Annotated in this window: 21 protein-coding genes; 10 read left to right on the top strand and 11 right to left on the bottom strand. The window is 55.9% G+C overall.

Translation table 11 applies throughout. From position 1 onward, the window contains the following. Positions 1–163 precede the first annotated feature (163 nt). Positions 164–865: a response regulator transcription factor CtrA gene (gene ctrA, locus CU100_RS21545; protein ID WP_106718609.1), complete on the top strand. Its 702-nt coding sequence runs from the start codon at positions 164–166 to the stop codon at positions 863–865. A 46-nt stretch (positions 866–911) separates the two neighbouring features. Here the strand turns inward: ctrA and CU100_RS21540 are convergent, their stop codons facing one another. The 3 genes from CU100_RS21540 to chpT all read right to left on the bottom strand — a co-directional run bounded on the left by CU100_RS21540 (position 912) and on the right by chpT (position 2,629). Beyond that, positions 912–1,517 carry a YdeI/OmpD-associated family protein gene (locus CU100_RS21540; RefSeq protein ID WP_106718608.1) on the bottom strand — a complete coding sequence of 202 codons (606 nt, stop codon included), beginning with the start codon at positions 1,515–1,517 and terminating at the stop codon, positions 912–914. Then, positions 1,517–1,885, bottom strand: coding sequence for a response regulator (locus CU100_RS21535; RefSeq protein ID WP_106718607.1), 369 nt, complete (start codon positions 1,883–1,885; stop codon positions 1,517–1,519). The genes CU100_RS21540 and CU100_RS21535 overlap by 1 nt, the downstream gene beginning before the upstream one ends. 114 nt (positions 1,886–1,999) lie before the next feature. Continuing rightward, on the bottom strand, positions 2,000–2,629 hold the full coding sequence (gene chpT, locus CU100_RS21530) for a histidine phosphotransferase ChpT (protein WP_106718606.1): 630 nt from the start codon (positions 2,627–2,629) through the stop codon (positions 2,000–2,002). 318 nt (positions 2,630–2,947) lie between these two features. On the opposite strand from chpT, the gene CU100_RS21520 reads away from it, so the two are divergent. Both CU100_RS21520 and CU100_RS21515 read left to right on the top strand, forming a co-directional pair. Beyond that, complete coding sequence (locus CU100_RS21520; protein ID WP_106718711.1) at positions 2,948–3,526, top strand: DUF1134 domain-containing protein; 579 nt, start codon at positions 2,948–2,950, stop codon at positions 3,524–3,526. A gap of 114 nt (positions 3,527–3,640) precedes the next feature. Beyond that, on the top strand, positions 3,641–4,693 hold the full coding sequence (locus CU100_RS21515) for a coiled-coil domain-containing protein (protein ID WP_106718604.1): 1,053 nt from the start codon (positions 3,641–3,643) through the stop codon (positions 4,691–4,693). On the opposite strand, the gene CU100_RS21510 is transcribed toward CU100_RS21515, so the two are convergent. The 3 genes from CU100_RS21510 to CU100_RS21500 form a co-directional block, all read right to left on the bottom strand. Continuing rightward, positions 4,661–5,410 carry a TrmH family RNA methyltransferase gene (locus tag CU100_RS21510; RefSeq protein ID WP_106718710.1) on the bottom strand — a complete coding sequence of 250 codons (750 nt, stop codon included), beginning with the start codon at positions 5,408–5,410 and terminating at the stop codon, positions 4,661–4,663. The two genes, CU100_RS21515 and CU100_RS21510, sit on opposite strands and share 33 nt — an antisense overlap. A gap of 92 nt (positions 5,411–5,502) precedes the next feature. Continuing rightward, entirely contained in the window at positions 5,503–6,273 is a 771-nt protein-coding gene (locus tag CU100_RS21505) for a HugZ family pyridoxamine 5'-phosphate oxidase (protein WP_106718603.1), read from the bottom strand. Between the two features lie 111 nt (positions 6,274–6,384). Further along, positions 6,385–6,576 carry a hypothetical protein gene (locus CU100_RS21500; protein ID WP_146141887.1) on the bottom strand — a complete coding sequence of 64 codons (192 nt, stop codon included), beginning with the start codon at positions 6,574–6,576 and terminating at the stop codon, positions 6,385–6,387. Positions 6,577–6,815: 239 nt separating this feature from the next. Between CU100_RS21500 and CU100_RS21495 the strand changes: the two genes are divergently transcribed. Beyond that, complete coding sequence (locus tag CU100_RS21495; RefSeq protein WP_245419156.1) at positions 6,816–7,748, top strand: cell wall hydrolase; 933 nt, start codon at positions 6,816–6,818, stop codon at positions 7,746–7,748. A 30-nt stretch (positions 7,749–7,778) separates the two neighbouring features. On the opposite strand, the gene CU100_RS21490 is transcribed toward CU100_RS21495, so the two are convergent. From CU100_RS21490 to CU100_RS21470, 5 genes are all read right to left on the bottom strand, one after another. After that, positions 7,779–8,171 carry a DUF930 domain-containing protein gene (locus CU100_RS21490; RefSeq protein ID WP_106718601.1) on the bottom strand — a complete coding sequence of 131 codons (393 nt, stop codon included), beginning with the start codon at positions 8,169–8,171 and terminating at the stop codon, positions 7,779–7,781. A gap of 100 nt (positions 8,172–8,271) precedes the next feature. Next, positions 8,272–8,964, bottom strand: a complete 693-nt coding sequence (locus CU100_RS21485; RefSeq protein WP_106718600.1) for a hypothetical protein — start codon at positions 8,962–8,964, stop codon at positions 8,272–8,274. A gap of 17 nt (positions 8,965–8,981) precedes the next feature. Beyond that, positions 8,982–9,572, bottom strand: a complete 591-nt coding sequence (locus tag CU100_RS21480) for a protein-S-isoprenylcysteine O-methyltransferase (protein WP_106718599.1) — start codon at positions 9,570–9,572, stop codon at positions 8,982–8,984. Then, positions 9,569–10,759 (bottom strand): hypothetical protein, encoded by a 1,191-nt coding sequence (locus CU100_RS21475; RefSeq protein WP_106718598.1) that lies wholly within the window; start codon positions 10,757–10,759, stop codon positions 9,569–9,571. Before CU100_RS21475 ends, CU100_RS21480 begins: the two co-directional genes overlap by 4 nt. Before the next feature lie 142 nt (positions 10,760–10,901). Further along, positions 10,902–11,663: a 3-hydroxyacyl-CoA dehydrogenase gene (locus CU100_RS21470; RefSeq protein ID WP_106718708.1), complete on the bottom strand. Its 762-nt coding sequence runs from the start codon at positions 11,661–11,663 to the stop codon at positions 10,902–10,904. 324 nt (positions 11,664–11,987) lie between these two features. Here CU100_RS21470 and CU100_RS21465 point away from each other — a divergent pair, with 324 nt between their 5' ends. From CU100_RS21465 to CU100_RS21440, 6 genes are all read left to right on the top strand, one after another. Then, the gene (locus tag CU100_RS21465; RefSeq protein WP_106718597.1) at positions 11,988–13,595 is read left to right on the top strand and encodes an ABC transporter substrate-binding protein; all 1,608 of its coding nucleotides are present in this window, start codon (positions 11,988–11,990) and stop codon (positions 13,593–13,595) included. Positions 13,596–13,708: 113 nt separating this feature from the next. Further along, positions 13,709–14,713 carry an ABC transporter permease subunit gene (locus CU100_RS21460; protein ID WP_106718596.1) on the top strand — a complete coding sequence of 335 codons (1,005 nt, stop codon included), beginning with the start codon at positions 13,709–13,711 and terminating at the stop codon, positions 14,711–14,713. A 24-nt stretch (positions 14,714–14,737) separates the two neighbouring features. Next, the gene (locus CU100_RS21455; protein WP_106718595.1) at positions 14,738–15,649 is read left to right on the top strand and encodes an ABC transporter permease subunit; all 912 of its coding nucleotides are present in this window, start codon (positions 14,738–14,740) and stop codon (positions 15,647–15,649) included. Positions 15,650–15,651: 2 nt separating this feature from the next. After that, positions 15,652–16,506, top strand: coding sequence for an ABC transporter ATP-binding protein (locus tag CU100_RS21450; RefSeq protein ID WP_106718594.1), 855 nt, complete (start codon positions 15,652–15,654; stop codon positions 16,504–16,506). Next, positions 16,503–17,336 carry an ABC transporter ATP-binding protein gene (locus tag CU100_RS21445; RefSeq protein ID WP_106718593.1) on the top strand — a complete coding sequence of 278 codons (834 nt, stop codon included), beginning with the start codon at positions 16,503–16,505 and terminating at the stop codon, positions 17,334–17,336. The genes CU100_RS21450 and CU100_RS21445 overlap by 4 nt, the downstream gene beginning before the upstream one ends. 27 nt (positions 17,337–17,363) lie before the next feature. After that, on the top strand, positions 17,364–17,624 hold the full coding sequence (locus tag CU100_RS21440; RefSeq protein WP_106718592.1) for a hypothetical protein: 261 nt from the start codon (positions 17,364–17,366) through the stop codon (positions 17,622–17,624). Positions 17,625–17,628: the final 4 nt, after the last annotated feature.

Below are 17,628 nucleotides of genomic sequence, written 5' to 3'. Positions count from 1 at the left end.
TTAAATCAAGAGTCAAAGACACTTGCAAAGCGGAATTAGATTTTGTTAACCATTCGGTGGCAATCTTAACGTTATGGAAACGGCTTGTTTCGCGACCTGACTCGGGATTGCCTGACTACAGGGTTTGGGCAACCCATTTCAGCGGCGGGAAAAGGGGAATGATATGCGGGTTCTTTTAATCGAAGACGATAGTGCAACGGCCCAGAGCATCGAACTGATGCTGAAGTCGGAAAGCTTTAATGTTTATACGACGGATTTGGGCGAAGAGGGTGTCGATCTCGGCAAGCTCTACGACTACGATATCATCCTCCTCGACCTCAACCTGCCGGACATGTCCGGTTATGAAGTCCTGAGGACGCTTCGCCTCTCCAAGGTGAAGACGCCTATCCTGATCCTTTCGGGCATGGCCGGTATCGAGGACAAGGTTCGCGGGCTCGGTTTCGGCGCCGACGACTATATGACCAAGCCCTTTCACAAGGACGAGCTGGTTGCCCGTATCCACGCGATCGTGCGCCGTTCCAAAGGCCATGCGCAATCAGTCATCACCACTGGCGACCTGATCGTCAACCTGGATGCCAAGACGGTGGAAGTCACCGGCCAGCGCGTTCACCTGACGGGCAAAGAATATCAGATGCTGGAGTTGCTCTCGCTGCGCAAGGGCACCACGCTCACCAAGGAAATGTTCCTCAATCACCTTTATGGCGGTATGGACGAGCCGGAACTCAAGATCATCGACGTATTCATCTGCAAGCTGCGCAAGAAGCTCGACAGCGCTTCCGGCGGCATAAACTACATCGAGACCGTATGGGGCCGCGGCTATGTGTTGCGCGAGCCAGATGCATCGGACCTGCGCGAAATCGCCTGATCCGGGTCATAGAAGTTTCTAAAGAGCTCCGCGAAAGCGGGGCTTTTTATTTGGACGGCCTGGCCTTGGATGGATAGATCGTTTCGCCTCTGGCCAGCATATCCACGAATTTCTGGATGCGGCTCGCACGAGTTTTTGCTTGTTTCGCAGTCATTATACGATGAAGAATGGCATATCGATTGGTCTTGTTGATCTGGTCGAAAAATGCCTGAGCATCGAGATTATTATCCAAAGCCGACTGAAGATCATCGGGCACTCTGGCCGTGCTTTGCGGTGCATAGGCGGCATCCCACCTGCCATCAGCCGTTGCCCGTTCGATCTCTGCAAGACCAGCAGGCTTCATCCTGCCTTCCCGGATGAGTTCAAGTACTTTCGACCGGTTTCGTTCCGACCACTTGCTCTGCAATTTGCGCGGAGTGAAGCGAAGGAGCCAGCGAGCGTCATCGAACTTGTCACTCTGGCTATCAATCCAGCCATGGCACAAGGCACTTTCGATCGCTTCGGCATGAGATATGCTGACGATGCCTGAACCTTTCTTTGCAAGCTTGAGCCAAATTCCGGGTGCGGTACGCGGCTGTTCAGCCAGCCACGCTTCGAATTCTCTGGCCGAAGCGAAGAACATTATGGGAAGCCCGGATTGTCCTTCCTGCATCAGCTTTCTACTGGGATTGGCGGCAGGATTTCGGCAATGGAAGCACGATTGAACGGCTTGAGAAGATATCCGGCTGCGCCGGCGCGCTTTGCCCGCATGATCCGGCTCAGGTCGACTTCGGGCAGGCAAAGATAAATTCTGGTGTTCTCACCGCCTGGCAAGGCGCGCACCTGACTGATGATATCGGGGGCCGGCATATCAGAAAGTGCATCATCAAGGATGATCACGTCGGGCATCTCGACACTGCATGCGGCGATCGTCTGGTAGCCCGTATCAGCTGTCGTCACGATAATCGCCTCATTCGCAATGAGCCTGCGCGCAACTTTCCTGACCACAGGCGATCCGTCGACGATCATGCAGCGTAGCAATTGAACTCTCCCCGCACAGGCGAATTGCGTTTGTCCAGGACGTCAGACTACCAGTCCCGGGGTGAATAAACCCCCAAGGACGATGGTAAATATTTAGGACAATCAGGCAGAATTCTACGCGGCTGTGAAGACGATCTCTTCCGGGCTCGCATGGATGGATATCGTCATGCCGGATTCCTGAGCGAGCAGCAAGGTGTAGTAAGGCTGAACGCCATGCGCGTCGATTGGTTCTTCGGGAGCATTGCCGCTGTGCAGCTCGAGGAACTTCGGCGGGACGCGAAGCATCGGACCGCGCGATGTCAGGACGAAACGTGGCTGCGTTTCCGGAGTTTGCAGTGCGACCGACAATGTCCCGCCGCGGGGCAGGGCAGCGTTGGCGATCAAGACGAGGTTCAACAGAAGCTTCACCTTGTTCTTGGGAAGCAGCACTCTCGTTCCCTCCCAGCTCAATTGAGCCTTCTCGCCCTTCATATATTCGTTTGCGACGTTCTGTGCGTCACCGGTATCGATCTGAACTCCTGCGGAACCGGCCGCGCCGAAAGCTATGCGTGCAAACTGCAGACGCGCGGAGGCGCTGCGGGCACTTGATTTGATGAGGCTCATCGCGTCCTCATCGGAACCACCCTCTTCGAGTAACTCAAGGCCATTATTAATGGCACCGACCGGTGAAATGATGTCGTGGCAGATGCGGCTGCTCAGGAGCGCTCCGAGGTCCGTTGCCGAGAGAATGACGGGCAATGTCATAGGGGTCTCCTGAAGATTGGCTGACTGCTTTAGAATGCTGTTCGCGAATCAGTCACCCGCGAATCAATCCGTTTTCATGCCTATTGGGATACATAGCTCGGTCGTGATCGGCAAGAACGTCCTCGCCGTAGCGAGTATGGAACGAAATTGCGAGGTTTTTGCCAGTCTTTGCAAGTCATTGAAATGCCAAGATCGATTCATAAACTTTTATACAAGGTTTAGCACCTTAAAATGAGTTCGATTCTCAAGCAGGCACAAGATCTGCTGATCATTGCATCAGGCGTCAGGCAAAGAAGCGAACAGCCAAAAGGATTTATGATGGCGTCTCTACTCTTGTCTTTGAACCGCGGCTTTCTCCTGATTTTAACAATCGCATCGCTCGTCCTTGCCCAGGCGCAGACAGCGCGTGCGCAAGAAACCTATACGATGGAGGAAATCGTCAACTCCGGACAGCGGTTCTTCGGATCGACTTCGGGTGGGCTTGCAACCGCTGTGGAAAAGGTCTTCCAGAGTTATGGTTTGCCGAATGGCTATGTCCTGGGAGAGGAAGGATCCGGCGCTCTGATCGGTGGCCTCACCTACGGCGAAGGTTCGCTATATACGAAGAATGCCGGCGACCACAAAACGTTCTGGCAGGGACCATCGATCGGTTGGGACTTTGGCGGGCAGGGCTCGCGGGTCATGATGCTCGTCTATAATCTCGATGATGTGCAGAACCTTTATGGTCGGTTTGTCGGCGTTGCCGGCTCAGCCTATCTCTTTGCTGGGGTTGGATTCAACGTGCTCAAACGGAACCAGGTATTGCTGGTGCCGATCAGGACCGGCGTCGGCGCACGCCTCGGTGTCAATGTTGGTTATCTGAAGATAACCCAATCGGCTACATGGAATCCATTCTGATACATTGAACTGAAAATCACATAATGGCGACGCGGACCGTCAGTTCGCGTCTTTGCGTTTCAGGACCGGGCTGATACTACACTTGTCGAAATAGACGTCTAACGGAACCTGATCGTGATCCAGTCTGCGCTATATTTTGCTCTCGGGTTCTTGAGCGCCGTCCTGCTGGCTCTTTTGATCGCGCCGCCGATCTGGCGCCGCGCAATGCTGCTGACACGCCGCCATGTCGAAGCGGAAACCCCGCTGACGCTAAACGAAATTCAGGCGCAGCGAGATGGCCTGCGCGCCGAGCATGCGCTTGCTGAGCGCAAGCTTGAACTGATGCTCGATAACATCCGGGAGAAGTATGCGCTCCAACTGGCGGAACTCAGCGAGAAAGAACGTCTTGTACGCAATCTCACGGCTGAACTCGCGGCGCACAATGTTGCCAGTAACGAATTACGAAGCTCGGTTTCCGGACGGCAGGGAGAACTGGAGCAAGCGGCAGCGCTGATCGTTGAACATGAGCGGCTGATCGAGCAGAAATCGGCTGAACTCGAACACTTGCACAGACGAATGTCCAGTACTGCAATGAAGGCCGATGGCCTGCAAATCGAAGTTGCAGCACAGTCGGCGCGGATCGATAATCTCACGGACGAACTCAAAGAGGCACGTCAGGACAAACGGGACAGCGACAATCTGAGACAACGGGCTGAAGCGGAAATCAAGGCGCTGCAGCAAAAACTGGAGCAGGAGGTGCAACGCACCACCGAACTGGAAAAACGTGCAAGTGCCTTACTTTCGCAGCTTGGCGATAGGGAGGCCAAGCTCTCGCGGCTGGAAAAAGAGATTGAGCGGGTGAAAGACCGCTTGCGCAAGGTTCTTGCTGACGGCCGTCAGAAAGGTGGTGCACCTGTTCTCGAAGCAACACGTGGCAAAGCTGCTCTCGTTCAAGCGCAGGAAACGAAGCTGTTGCGCGAAGAGATGAACGCACTTGCGGCGCAGGTTGTTGCCATGGTCGCCCGGCTCGAGGGCCCTGAATCGAAGGTAAACGCACTTTTGGCGACGGAGGGCGAGAGGGTTCCGGTGCAGGACGCTAATGGCGAGGTCATCATCAGCCTTGCCGATCGCATCCGGGCTTTGCAGGCGGCAGCATCAAAACCCAGAGAAACGACTGAAACGCGATAGTGCGATGCCGGATGCAGTCGCGACATTGAGGCTGTCAAAGTTAGCCGACATCGGAATTTTGAACGTTTGCAGATTTTCCAACAGTGACTTGGGCAATCCTTCGCCTTCTGTACCGAGGAGCAATGCCGTGCGTCGTGCGGGTTTGGCATCATGAATGCTCGTCATACCTGAAGGAGTGAGAGCAAACATCTCGAATCCGGCGCTCTGTAGTCTGGTCACGATAGCCTCTATCGATCCTTCCCGGGCAAAAGGGACTTTAAGCGCAGCGCCCACCGAGACGCGGATAGCTTTGCGATAGAGCGGATCGCAACTTGTTTCGTCGATCAGAACGGCGTCTGCTTCGAACGCTGCGGCGTTGCGAAAGATTGATCCCATATTGTCGTGATTGGAAATCCCGCACAAAACGACCGCCAATGCCTTGTCCGGCATTGCAAGAATCAATTCTTCGCTCGATCGGCGATCATTGCGCCGGCCGACCGCAAGGATACCCCGATGCATCGGAAATCCGGCGATTGTGTCCATGACGTCGCGTGCGACGCAGTAGACTGGCACATCGGCCGGGCAGAGCTTGATTTGCCCGGTTAGTCCTGCGAGGCGGTTTTCCAGCACCAGCAGCGACTCCAATGCGAAGGCCGGGTTAGCGAGAAGCACATTGAGGACGACCTTTCCTTCAGCGATAAAGCGCCCCTCGCGCCCGACGATGTCTCGCTCACGCATACTGAGATAGGCGGCAATCCGCTCATCCTGTGGATCGACGACGCGGGTGACCCGATGTTGCAGCCAATCCTGGACGTTCGAGGAGGGAGTTTTCACAGCTGCCCGGCGAGCACTTCGCGAGCTTCACCCGCCATGCGCACGAGCGTCATGTGCATGTCTTTGGCAGAGGTTAGCGGTTCGTTGAAAAAGATACGCAATACATCGTCGCCATCGGCCAGATCGAAACCATCGGCATCAATTCCGGTCATGCGCCATTTGCCTTCAGGAGCCTTGGCGAAATAGCGGGCGTAAAGTCCGATGGCGTCGGCATGATCCTCGTTCATGTGGTCAACGGCTGCCTTTTCCGCAGCCGCAAGCTCATCATTGGCAGGACTGAGGCTAAGCCAATCACTGGGGTTAAGCCGATATGCGCGGCCAAAGCCTCCGTTCAGCTTGGTATCGTTCGGCTCCAGGCGAAAAAAGCGGAAATCGCCAAGGCCGGCATAGAGCTTTGCCTTTGGCAGATGCGAAAGATAACGCCATTCGATGCGGGCGTGTTCGGGAGAGCCTCGCGCAATATCTCGTGCCTTGGCGGTGATCGTCATACGGGGATGAGCGAGGGGATCACCCTTGCCAGGATCGCCGATCAAAAGCGAACAGCGAGGATCGGCGATCAATGCGGGCGTATGTGCAGCGAGAGCCGAAACAAGAATGACCGGCGCGCCGTCATGGTCCGTCGACACGCCCACGCGCGTAGCGACGGGAGCGCCGGATTGCGGATCGAGTGTCGCGATCACGCCATGACGTGCCGTGCGCATCAACGTCCGCGCAAGGCGAATTGCGCTGTCATCGATTTCGCGCAGGACATCTCTCGTTTCGGACACTCTTGACCCTTCATTGATAGCTCATCGGGACTGATTGATAGTCCGTCGGGGCAACGGGAACAAGCTCATTTGCAGAGGTAGAATAGCGGCGTTCTTAGGAAGATTCAGGATTCAGGCGGCTATCTGGCGGTCGTCTCTGAAGCCGGCATCATGCATGCAATCGGCAAGAAGATCGAGATCGACCGGACCGATCGTGCAGAGGACAGGTGCTACGTCTTCAACCGGAACTTGCAACGCCATCAATTCGACGAGCGCTGCCATAACTGATTCGCGGGTGTCGTAACGGACAGAGTGATTGCGCATGAGCATGCCTGTCGAGCTTGTTCGATTGGATAAAGTTTAAGGTACAGTCGGTAAACAAATTCTTAATTCTGACATTATTGAAATTTTTTTGCTGTTATGAAGCAGAAAATAAGCCCATAATTTCAAAAGGATGGTAAACTCCTCCATCATATTAGTTATGCCTGCCATTCTTTGGCCCCAAATCGGATCATTCTGTCAGCAACTTCACCAGCAGGAAAAACAGCGATGAGAATTGCTTCGTGATCGGCTTCGGTAAGTGGAAGATCCACTCAGTCGTGTGTATCGTTGCGGCCGCGGGTCTTATCAGTGGTTGTACTACGAGCCAGAACACGAGCAAGCTCTCGGCCGGTCTCACAAGCCATTCCGGTACCAGCAAATCAACTTCATACGCCTATACGCCCAAGGACAAGGAGTGCCTTGAACGGGCGATGTTCTTCGAATCGAACCGCTCCAGCAAGGAAGGTCTGATCGCGGTAGGTACCGTTGTCATGAACCGCCTCGATTCCGGCAAATGGGGCAACTCGATTTGCGGTGTGGTTGGACAGAAGAACCAGTTCGCGCCTGGAGTATTGACACGGCCAATGCGTTCGGCAGCATTACCGGACGTGCAGGCGGCCGCGGATGCCGTGCTCAAGGGCGAGCGTAACCCGAGAGTAAAAAATGCAATGTTCTTCCACACCGCTGGTCTGAAATTTCCATACAAGAACATGCATTACACGGTCGTCGCGGGCGGTAACGCCTTCTACGAAAAGCGGGACCGATATCACTCTGCCGATATCGCATCTAACGATGCGAGCCGTGCAATAGCTAACGCCTACATCGCCAGCACGAGAATGGCTGGCGGCAACGTGCAGGTCGCGAGCGCTGCTGCGCCGACCGCTGCGACCATATCTACGCCGACGTCCGGCCGTGTTGTGAAGGACACAGGCCAGCAGCCGTTCCTCGTTGCCCAGGCGGACCTGCCTTCGCCGCCGCGGATGGCGTTTGCCAGCGATAGGGTAGCGGTGCCAATCGATCCGCCGGCTCAGGCTATGGAATACACGGCTCCGTCTCCGGTAACACAGCCTGCACAGGCGGCTTCGGGCAACGGCGTACTCGCGTATGAGGCGCCGACTGCAAAGAAGGTCGACGCAATCGGGCAGATGCTGCTGGCGCAAGATCGGCCCAATTGACTTAACTGAATGTTGAGCGTCCTCGAAGGTTTATTCGGACACAAGATAGTGATGCGACCACTCACTATGGGGGACGATCTGACCAATCGAATATTGGAACGATGTTACCGTCATATGATCGGGCGAGGTCGCGCAGGTGTAAGACAGGTGATACCACTCGCCTTTGCTGCGGAAAGCCGCGCCTGTCGAGCGGATCTTGTCACCTTTGATCGTGGGCTCCTCAAAAGCATAGGCGACGAGTTCATCGGCAACCAGCCTGGGTGGATCCTTGTGGATACGTTCCATCGCCTCGAGATCACATCGTTGTTCCAGTCGTGTCTGCGGATCAAGCCTTTTCAGTTCTTCCGCAGCGCCGCTGTCCATTGCAAGCGCCGGATTTGCCAGAACGACCGGCAGCAAAAGCATGGCGCTCAATATTCTCATCGTGCAAGCTCTCATGTGAAGGTGGCGTGATTCAGCCGCCTTGATGCCGAAGCCGCATAGATATCAAGTGGATTGGGACCAAATTATGAAAGGCGGGGAGTTAGCTTGCTGGCTTTCGGGCCCTGTCCCCGTTTGCGTCGATATAGGCATAAATATAGGAGAACGATGGTTGCGTTCGGTTTGCGGGCTCCACCAGACCCGCAACATTGCCCAGCGATGCCGCGTAGTTGTTGCAGTTGTATCCGAACATCCGCCACATGGGGGGGCTGGCAAGGTTCGCGCGGACCTTGCCCAGCAATTGCTGATATTGTGCTTCGCTCAGGGATACCCGGTAGGCGGCGTTGGCTGAAAAGTGGCAGTCGGAATAGCTTGGTTTCAGATCCGCAGGTATGGGTACTATGGCGCCACCATAAAGCCCAACCAGACTGCCTTTGGGGAAGAGACCGATATATTGGCGGGTTACAGGGTCGCCACTCTGATCGAGCCGACCAAAAACGACGAAAAGGTGACCGCTTGGCAAGCCGGGCGAAAAGCGTTGACGGAATTCGATATAGGCGGGATCACCGCGCCTCGTGCGGTTGGCAGTGAGTTTGGCCGCCACGCCGCCGGGATTGCCGTGAACGGCACAACTGAGATCGGGGATCTCCGGTGCATAGGCCGAAATCAGAGCCGTACCGACCGGTGCGTAGGCGGAAACCGTAGTTGTGCTCGTCGGTGCGGACACCGATTGACATGCCGCCAGCGCGAGCGCGGTAGCATTGGCGGCGATGGCTTTTGAAAATCCTGAAAACAAGGTCAGCTTCTCTGTGGTCAGTAGATGTAGGGCAGGACACGCCAGGTGTGGGTGCGATATTGGCTATACTCTTCGCCGAAGGCCTCCTGCATCATTGCCTCTTCAGGACCTATGCGTGAAAAGAACAGAAAACCGAAGCCGAGGAGACCAGCCGGCCCGGCCACATAGTTGGGCAGCAGCAGGGCCTGGGCCAAAGCCATCAGCCAGAACGCGCTATACATCGGATGACGAAGGCGTTTGTAAATTCCGGTGGTGACGAGCTTATGGTCCTGTTTCAGCTGAAGCGACACCGACCACATTTTTCCAAGCGCCTTGTGCGTGAGACGGAAAAGAATCAGTGCCGATACGCCCGAGACGGTCCCGAGCGCGAAAAGCCAAGGGCTGGGGGCGTAGGAGGCAAAGGCGGGCTGTCCCGTGAATACGTAGACCGCAGGAAGGATGCCGAGCCCCATAAGTGAAATCCCGAGCCGGATTGAGTCAGCGCCCTTCTTCCGGTCGACGCGCAAACTGGACTTTCGAGCCCGCCGGTCGAATGGACGACGCAGCACGTACCAGCCGATGACGTGGAGGAGCCAGAACAGCTTGCCGGCGAACACCAGTGAAATCATGTGGTTGCCGTTCCGGCGATGTTGAGCTTTGCCGTGGGAACTGTCGTCCGGTCGCAGCGCAGACCGCCCCGTGCGGCGACATCTGCAAATAATTCCGGACCGCATAAAATGGCGTGCCATGAATAATGGGTGCGTTTCTCGACACCGAAAACAAACTGGCGATGGACCCGAAAGAAATCACGCTTGATAGCTTTGTATGCCTCGTCGCATAGCTGGTTGCGAAAACGCACCCTTACGAGGATTGGCGACGTTCCGCTTTGAATCCCGAGGTCCCGCACGGGGTCGGACTGGTAAAAATTCATTGGGTCCGTCAGTGACTGAACGTCGATCCAGATGGTCCTGCTGTCCGCTACCGTTTCGACGCTACGGCGCAGCGACCGGGCGGCGGGGTGCAGGGCAACCTTCAACAGGCTGGAACCGACGGTGAGAAGTCCGCAGCGTCGAGAACTGTCTTTCTGGAGGGCGGCGTCCAGAAGCGGGATTGCACAGACTGCGCCGAGGCTATGTGCTGCCACGACGATCTCTGTTTCAGGCGGCGCATCGTTGATCCGGGCTGCAGCGTCGGCAATAACCCGGTCGAGTTTCCGCATCACATCTGGTCGTTTCCCACGAGCCATGTCGCGGGCAAATGTCCAGTCGTCCATCAAGAGCAGGAAGTGAAATTTCGACGCTGCGACCCAAAACAAAAGTACGGCAACAATGACCGCAACAAGCACGCCAACGGGCACGCCGTTATAAATAGACGCAAACTTGCCGGTGCCCGCTGCCGCGGCGAGTACGACACAGCAGATCAGTAGCGGATAAATGAAAAAGAGAGCGTAGCGCCAGCTCGTCGTAACGAACCGGAAGAACGCGCCTGTGGCCACGAAATCGACGAGTGCCAACAATCCGCTTGCCAAGCGCCGCAAGGGGTTTCTGGAGGCGTAGAAGAGCGTGATGTCACCAAGGCCGTAAAGGATGAAATCGGTCGTGGCGGACCAACCTTGGCCCGTCGCGTGAAGGCTGAATTCGCCAGTTGCAACGGCACCGTCGGTCGAAGAAAGGCGAAGAGGCTCCGACTCGGTCACCGACATGTCATATACGGGCGCAGTCTTGGCGGCCTCGCGTATGAAGCGCCGATGGTGAGCCTCCACGGGCATATGCTCAAACCCTGGCAACAACACGACCAGACGATTGATATTGGACATCTGCTACCTTTTTCACGATCGGTTCAATCGGTGTCAGTGGTCTGTGACTACTCAAAAGGAATTTAGATGACCGACGTTAACAGAACATCGCCGGCACGTAAAAGTTGCAACCACAAATTCCATTTGTGCGTCAACTTGCCTCTTATTTGGGGGTCATGCGGATAGCGCCATCGAGACGAATGGTTTCACCGTTCAACATGGGATTTTCAATGATGTGCAGCGCGAGCGCGGCATATTCCTCCGGTCGGCCAAGCCGCGACGGAAACGGGATTGAAGCAGCAAGCGAATCCTGAACGTCCTGGGGCATGGCGAGCAGCATTGGCGTTCCAAAGATGCCGGGGGCGATCGCCATAACCCGAATGCCGAACCGCGCAAGTTCGCGCGCCGCGGGCAAAGTGAGACCGGCTATACCCGCTTTTGAGGAGGCGTACGCTGCCTGACCGATCTGACCGTCAAATGCGGCTACCGACGCTGTGGAGATTATCACGCCGCGTTCGCCCGTTTCCAGTGGCTCGAGCTTTGCGGCGGCGTCGCTGACGAGCCGAAGCATGTTGAAAGATCCGATCAGATTAACCTCGATTACGCGTCGGTAGAGTTCGAGGTCGTGAGGTCCGTCGCGGCCGACGATACGCCCTGCGTTGGCGATACCGGCACAGTTTACGAGTATGCGCGGTGCACCGAGTTTTTCCGTGATGCGTGCGACTGCCGCCTCGGCATCGCCTGCATTGGCCACGTTGCAACTCAGTGCGAGTCCGCCAATCTGATCGGCGACCTGCTGCGCCGCGTCAAGATTGATATCAAGAAGCGCAACTTTGGCGCCTTTTTCCGCCAGTGCACGCGCGGTGGCGGCTCCCAAGCCGGAGCCCCCGCCCGTCACAATCGCTATTTGTTCCTCGATGTTCACCATAATCTCCTTGTGCTGGGTTCCTGGCTTCTTGCACGGGTCAGGTTATTTCACCATCCTACTACAGCTTTTTTCTGCAATGAGCACATCAGCCATCAGGGCTACGCGACTGGACATACTGGATGCGAGTGGACGGATTTTCAGGGATTTTCACCTTTTTTATAGAATCTATCGAGGATTTCTCCGGAATCCGGTATTATGGGCCGTTCCCTGGGTTGACTGCGAATAAATCTGCTTGCATTGCGACATGGCAAAGGCTTCCATGCGACCTTCGTTGTAGGCATGGGAGCCTGCAACACAAAAAAACCTCTGAAGGTGGAAAAAATGAATACCTACAAGAAACTCCTTGCGGCGACAGCGCTCGCAATGCTGACAGGTGGGCTGATGGCGGGTGGAGCCGCGGCCAAGACTTTCGTATATTGCTCGGAAGCATCGCCGGAAGGCTTTGATCCAGGACTCTATACCGGCGGCAATACTTTCGATGCCGCGGCACATACGGTCTACAATCGTCTGCTCGAGTTCAAGCCGGGAACGACCGAGCCTGAGGCAGGTCTGGCCGAAAGCTGGACGATTTCAGATGACGGTTTGCAGTACACGTTCAAGCTTCGTCCTGGCGTCAAGTTCCAGACAACCGAATGGTTCACACCGACGCGCGAACTCAACGCCGATGATGTGGTCTTCTCCTTCGAACGTCAGTGGAAAACCGACAATCCCTGGCACAGCTATGTCACAGGGACGTCGTGGGAATATTTCGCAGGCATGGGGTTCCCCGAGTTGCTGCAGTCGATCGAAAAGGTCGACGATATGACTGTCAAGTTTACGCTCAAGCGCAAGGAAGCACCGTTCCTCGCCAATGTGGCCATGCCCTTCATCTCCATTCTTTCGAAGGAGTATGCCGACAAGCTGCAGGCTGACGGCAAGATGAACGAAATGAATCAGAAGCCGGTCGGCACAGGTCCATTCACTTTCGTCGCCTATCAGCAGGACGCGGTCATCCGCTACAAGGCCAATCCGGACTATTGGAACGGCAAGCAGAAGATCGACGATCTGGTTTTCGCAATCACGACGGAAGCATCGGTACGATATCAGAAGCTCAAGGCTGGCGAATGCCACTTGATGCCTTACCCGAACCCCAGCGACGTGGCCGCAATGAAAGCGGATCCAGAGCTGAAGGTAATGGAACAGGAGGGCCTGAACGTCGCCTACCTAGCCTACAACACGCTTGTACCGCCGTTTGACAAGGTTGAAGTGCGCAAGGCCCTCAACATGGCAATCAACAAGAAGGCGATCGTCGACGGCGTATTCCAAGGGCTGGCAACACCTGCCAAAAACCCGATCCCGCCGACAATGTGGTCCTACAATGATGCGGTCGAGGACGACAAATACGATCCGGATGCAGCCAAGAAAATGCTGGAAGACGCAGGCGTCAAGGATCTTTCCATGAAGATCTGGGCGATGCCGGTTGCCCGTCCTTACATGGTCAATGCCCGTCGCGCTGCAGAACTGATGCAGTCCGATCTGGCGAAGATCGGCGTCAAGGCCGAGATCGTGTCCTATGAATGGGCGGAGTATCTCGACAAGTCCAAGGCAAAGGACCGCGACGGCGCCGCTATTCTTGGATGGACCGGCGATAATGGCGATCCCGATAACTTCCTCGACACTTTGCTTGGATGCGACGCTGTCGGCGGTAACAACCGCGCGCAGTGGTGCAACAAGGAATTCGATGAACTGGTGACCAAGGCCAAGGAAACCACTGATATTGCCGAGCGTACAAAGCTGTACGAGCAGGCGCAGGTGGTCTTCAAGAAAGAAGCTCCCTGGGCAACGCTTGATCATTCGATATCGCTGGTACCAATGCGCAAGGGCGTCGAGGGCTTCCACCAGAGCCCACTTGGCGATTTCGCATTCGACGGTGTTGATATCACCGAATAATAGCGGCTAACTGAATATGAGGGTGCCCGCTGGACGGGCGCCCTTTTTGCTTCCGCGAAACAGGTCAGAATACCGGAAGACGCAGCCGCGAAAAAGCGGCAAGAAGGTACGGAATGCTCAGATTTATTACGGGACGCGTAGCGGTCATGGCCCTGACTTTCGTCGGGGTATCGATCATCGCCTTTTCTTTTATCCGCATGTTGCCGGGTGATCCGGTTGCGCTGCTATCCGGTGAGCGAGTGATGTCTCCGGAACGTCATGCCGCGATCTCGCATGCGCTCGGCTTCGACCGCCCGATCGTCATCCAGTATCTGGACTATCTATGGGGCGTGCTCCGGGGTGATTTCGGGACCTCGATCGTGACCAAGCAGCCGGTCCTTGATCAGTTCTTCCAGCTTTTCCCGGCAACACTTGAGCTTTCGCTCTGCGCCATAACCTTCGCGGTCCTGCTCGGGATCCCGGCCGGGGTGTTCGCGGCGATCAAGCGTGGCTCTTTCTTCGATCAGGCAATCATGGGAACTGCGCTGATAGGTTTCTCGATGCCGATCTTCTGGTGGGGCTTGCTCCTGATCATGCTGGTTTCCAACACCTTGCACTGGACGCCCGTTTCAGGACGAATTTCGCTCTTGTTCTTCTTTCCGCCGGTCACTGGCTTCATGCTGATCGACTCGCTGATCTCGGGTCAAGCAGGAGCCTTCAAGTCCGCGGTCAGCCACCTGGTTTTGCCGACAATCGTGCTCGGCACCATCCCGCTTGCTGTCATCGCGCGCCAGACCCGCTCTGCCATGCTCGAAGTCTTGTCGGAAGATTACGTTCGCACCGCCCGCTCGAAAGGGTTGTCGCCGTTTCGCGTCATCGGGGTGCATGCACTGCGAAACGCCATGATACCTGTGGTCACAACCATCGGCTTGCAGGTTGGCGTCATGCTTGCCGGTGCAATCCTGACGGAGACGATTTTCTCGTGGCCGGGTATCGGCAAATGGCTGGTCGATTCGGTCAGTCGCCGTGATTATGCGGTTATTCAAGGCGCTCTACTCATCATTGCTGCCACTATCATGTTGGTCAATCTGGCTGTCGACTTGTTGTACGGCCTGATCAATCCGCGCATTCGGCACTAGCGCCAAACCATTTGAGGATAGATCATGGCCGATACAACTGTTCCAGGTGGCACATCCACCGAGTCCTCGCTCTGGCGACGGATAGCTGAGTTCTGGTATTACTTCTCCGAAAATCGGGGCGCTGTCATAGGCCTCTGCTTCTTCGTGCTTTTGGTCATCATCGCTCTGCTGGCGCCATTGATCGCGCCGCACGGGCCGGCCGACCAGTATCGCGACGCCGTCCTGGTGCCTCCCTACGGACAAGAAGGCGGTAGATTGACCTTCCTGCTTGGCACGGACGCGGTGGGGCGAGATATTCTCTCGCGCTTGATCTATGGCGCCCGCTATTCGTTGTTCATCGGCGTCATCGTCACCACTATCGCACTCATCGGCGGTATCTTCCTTGGCGTGATCGCCGGCTATTTCCGTGGCTGGGTCGATTCAGCCATAATGCGCCTGATGGACATCATTCTTGCCTTTCCTTCGCTGCTTCTGGCGCTCGTGCTGGTTGCCGTGCTCGGACCTGGCCTGGTCAATGCGATGATCGCCATCGCGCTGGTGTTTCAACCGCATTTCGTTCGGCTCACGCGCGCCGCTGTCATGTCGGAAAAGACGCGCGATTATGTTATCGCAGCAAAAGTTTCTGGTGCGGGGCATTTACGCCTCATGTTCAAGACAATCCTGCCCAATTGCATGGCCCCTTTAATTGTGCAGGCCACCCTTTCATTTTCCAATGCTATTTTAGACGCCGCAGCGCTAGGGTTCCTTGGCTATGGCGCGCAGCCCCCTACTCCCGAGTGGGGTACGATGCTCGCGGACGCGCGTGAGTTCATTTCGAGTGGCCATTGGTGGGTCGTAACCTTGCCTGGTCTTGCAATCCTGATCACGGTGCTTGCGATCAATCTCGTCGGTGACGGTTTGCGCGACGCGCTCGATCCAAAATTGAAGAGGAGCTGATCATGGCGCTTCTTGAAATCAAGAATCTCTCTGTTGGCTTCGACACCAGCACTGGCCAGTTCATGGCCGTGCAGGGGATCGATCTTTCCGTGGACGCTCGCGAAGTACTGGCGATTGTCGGAGAGTCCGGTTCGGGCAAGTCGGTGGCAATGCTAGCGGTCATGGGCCTGTTGCCGAAGGCGGCGACGGTGACGGCAGACAGCATGATATTCGACGGCCATGACATGTTGACCATGAGTGGCAAACAGCGGCGCGAAATAATTGGCCGCGACGTCGCGATGATCTTCCAGGAACCGATGGCAAGCCTCAACCCCTGTTTCACAGTTGGTTTCCAGTTGGAAGAGGTTTTGCGCTTCCATATGAAGATGGACCGGCCGACACGGCGCAAGCGGGCGATCGAACTATTCAAGCAAGTGGGTATCCCGGCGCCGGAAGAGCGGTTGAACTCTTTTCCGCATCAAATGTCCGGCGGGCAGTGCCAGCGTGTGATGATCGCCATAGCCATTGCCTGCAATCCGAAGCTGCTGATCGCTGATGAGCCAACGACGGCTTTGGACGTGACAATTCAGAAGCAAATTCTCGATCTTCTCGTCAGCCTGCAGGCAAAGCACGGCATGGGACTGATCATGATCACGCACGATATGGGCGTGGTTGCGGAGACGGCCGACCGTGTGATTGTCCAGTACAAGGGTCGGAAAATGGAGGAGGCCGACGTACTTTCTCTATTCGAAGCACCGAAGAGCCCCTATACGCGCGCACTTCTTTCTGCGCTGCCTGAAAACGCCACTGGTGACCGTCTGTCGACTGTGGCCGATTTCATGAAGAATGAGGCGGCCAGCGCGGGAGTTGCACCATGAGCGAGATCGTTCTTGAAGGGCGCAACATCGTCCGTGATTATCACGTTGGTGGCAGTCTATTTGCCAAGGCCAAGGTTGTTCACGCGGTCAAAGATGTCAGTTTCACGCTGGAGAAGGGCAAAACTCTTGCCATTGTCGGCGAAAGCGGCTGCGGAAAATCGACCCTCGGGCGAATTCTCACATTGATCGATCCGCAGACTTCCGGGGAACTGCTGATCGACGGAAAGCCGATCAATATCGCCAAAGACCGCATCACTCCCGAGATGCGGCGCAAGGTGCAGATCATCTTCCAGAACCCCTATGGCTCACTTAACCCGCGCCAGAAGATCGGCGAAGTGCTTGGTGAACCATTGTTGCTGAATACGAACAAAACCGCAGCGGAACGCCGGGAACTTGCCATGCAGATGCTGGTAAAGGTTGGTCTCGGCCCCGAACATTACAACCGCTATCCGCACATGTTCTCCGGTGGTCAGCGCCAGCGTATCGCTATCGCACGCGCGCTTATGTTGAGTCCGAGCCTGCTTGTCCTGGACGAGCCAGTTTCCGCGCTCGATCTGTCGGTTCAAGCACAGGTTCTCAATCTGTTGGCCGATCTGCAGGATGAATTCGACTTGACCTACGTCTTCATCAGTCACGATCTTTCGGTGGTACGATATATCGCCGATGAGGTGATGGTGATGTATTACGGCGAGGTGGTTGAGTACGGAACCCGAGAGGAAGTATTCTCCAATCCGCAGCACAGCTATACAAAGACGTTGTTTGCAGCGACGCCGAAGTCCGATGTGGAAAGCATCAGGGCAAGGCTGGCGAGGAAGAAGGCGGCCGCCTGAGTTCTCACCAATTGCCAGGGAGACAGCATGAGCAAGAACCAGCCCATTTCAACGGCGCCCAAGGATGGCAGCAAGATACAGGTGTTCTGGACCGACGAGGACGGACAGGAAAATCAGTCCATCGGGCAATATCGTTCGGTGGACCGGCTAAAAGCTGGCGGCGGCGAGTGGGACGAGACGGATGCAGGCTGGTGGATATTCACGGATTCCCAAACGCAGAAGAAAGTTTCGCCGCATTCGTGGCAACCGGCCGGCAAGACCGGCGATGAGGATCCGGAAGAAGACTAGCGCC

Source organism: Phyllobacterium endophyticum (assembly GCF_003010935.1).
Classification (GTDB): Bacteria; Pseudomonadota; Alphaproteobacteria; order Rhizobiales; family Rhizobiaceae; genus Phyllobacterium; species Phyllobacterium endophyticum.
Note: the sequence above shows the minus strand (reverse complement) of the source record. Positions and strands in the feature narration are given on the sequence as shown.

What these genes read in the sequence shown, in the direction of transcription:
- CU100_RS21510 (WP_106718710.1), bottom strand. Translation starts at nt 5,410, where the DNA reads ATGCGTGAGCGAGACATCGTCGGGCGCGAGGGGCGCTTTATCGCTGAA.
- CU100_RS21460 (WP_106718596.1), top strand. Translation starts at nt 13,709, where the DNA reads ATGCTCAGATTTATTACGGGACGCGTAGCGGTCATGGCCCTGACTTTC.
- CU100_RS21540 (WP_106718608.1), bottom strand. Translation starts at nt 1,517, where the DNA reads ATGCAGGAAGGACAATCCGGGCTTCCCATAATGTTCTTCGCTTCGGCC.
- CU100_RS21475 (WP_106718598.1), bottom strand. Translation starts at nt 10,759, where the DNA reads ATGTCCAATATCAATCGTCTGGTCGTGTTGTTGCCAGGGTTTGAGCAT.
- CU100_RS21445 (WP_106718593.1), top strand. Translation starts at nt 16,503, where the DNA reads ATGAGCGAGATCGTTCTTGAAGGGCGCAACATCGTCCGTGATTATCAC.
- CU100_RS21490 (WP_106718601.1), bottom strand. Translation starts at nt 8,171, where the DNA reads ATGAGAATATTGAGCGCCATGCTTTTGCTGCCGGTCGTTCTGGCAAAT.
- CU100_RS21520 (WP_106718711.1), top strand. Translation starts at nt 2,948, where the DNA reads ATGGCGTCTCTACTCTTGTCTTTGAACCGCGGCTTTCTCCTGATTTTA.
- chpT (WP_106718606.1), bottom strand. Translation starts at nt 2,629, where the DNA reads ATGACATTGCCCGTCATTCTCTCGGCAACGGACCTCGGAGCGCTCCTG.
- CU100_RS21455 (WP_106718595.1), top strand. Translation starts at nt 14,738, where the DNA reads ATGGCCGATACAACTGTTCCAGGTGGCACATCCACCGAGTCCTCGCTC.
- CU100_RS21480 (WP_106718599.1), bottom strand. Translation starts at nt 9,572, where the DNA reads ATGATTTCACTGGTGTTCGCCGGCAAGCTGTTCTGGCTCCTCCACGTC.
- CU100_RS21450 (WP_106718594.1), top strand. Translation starts at nt 15,652, where the DNA reads ATGGCGCTTCTTGAAATCAAGAATCTCTCTGTTGGCTTCGACACCAGC.
- CU100_RS21465 (WP_106718597.1), top strand. Translation starts at nt 11,988, where the DNA reads ATGAATACCTACAAGAAACTCCTTGCGGCGACAGCGCTCGCAATGCTG.
- CU100_RS21440 (WP_106718592.1), top strand. Translation starts at nt 17,364, where the DNA reads ATGAGCAAGAACCAGCCCATTTCAACGGCGCCCAAGGATGGCAGCAAG.
- CU100_RS21500 (WP_146141887.1), bottom strand. Translation starts at nt 6,576, where the DNA reads ATGCGCAATCACTCTGTCCGTTACGACACCCGCGAATCAGTTATGGCA.
- ctrA (WP_106718609.1), top strand. Translation starts at nt 164, where the DNA reads ATGCGGGTTCTTTTAATCGAAGACGATAGTGCAACGGCCCAGAGCATC.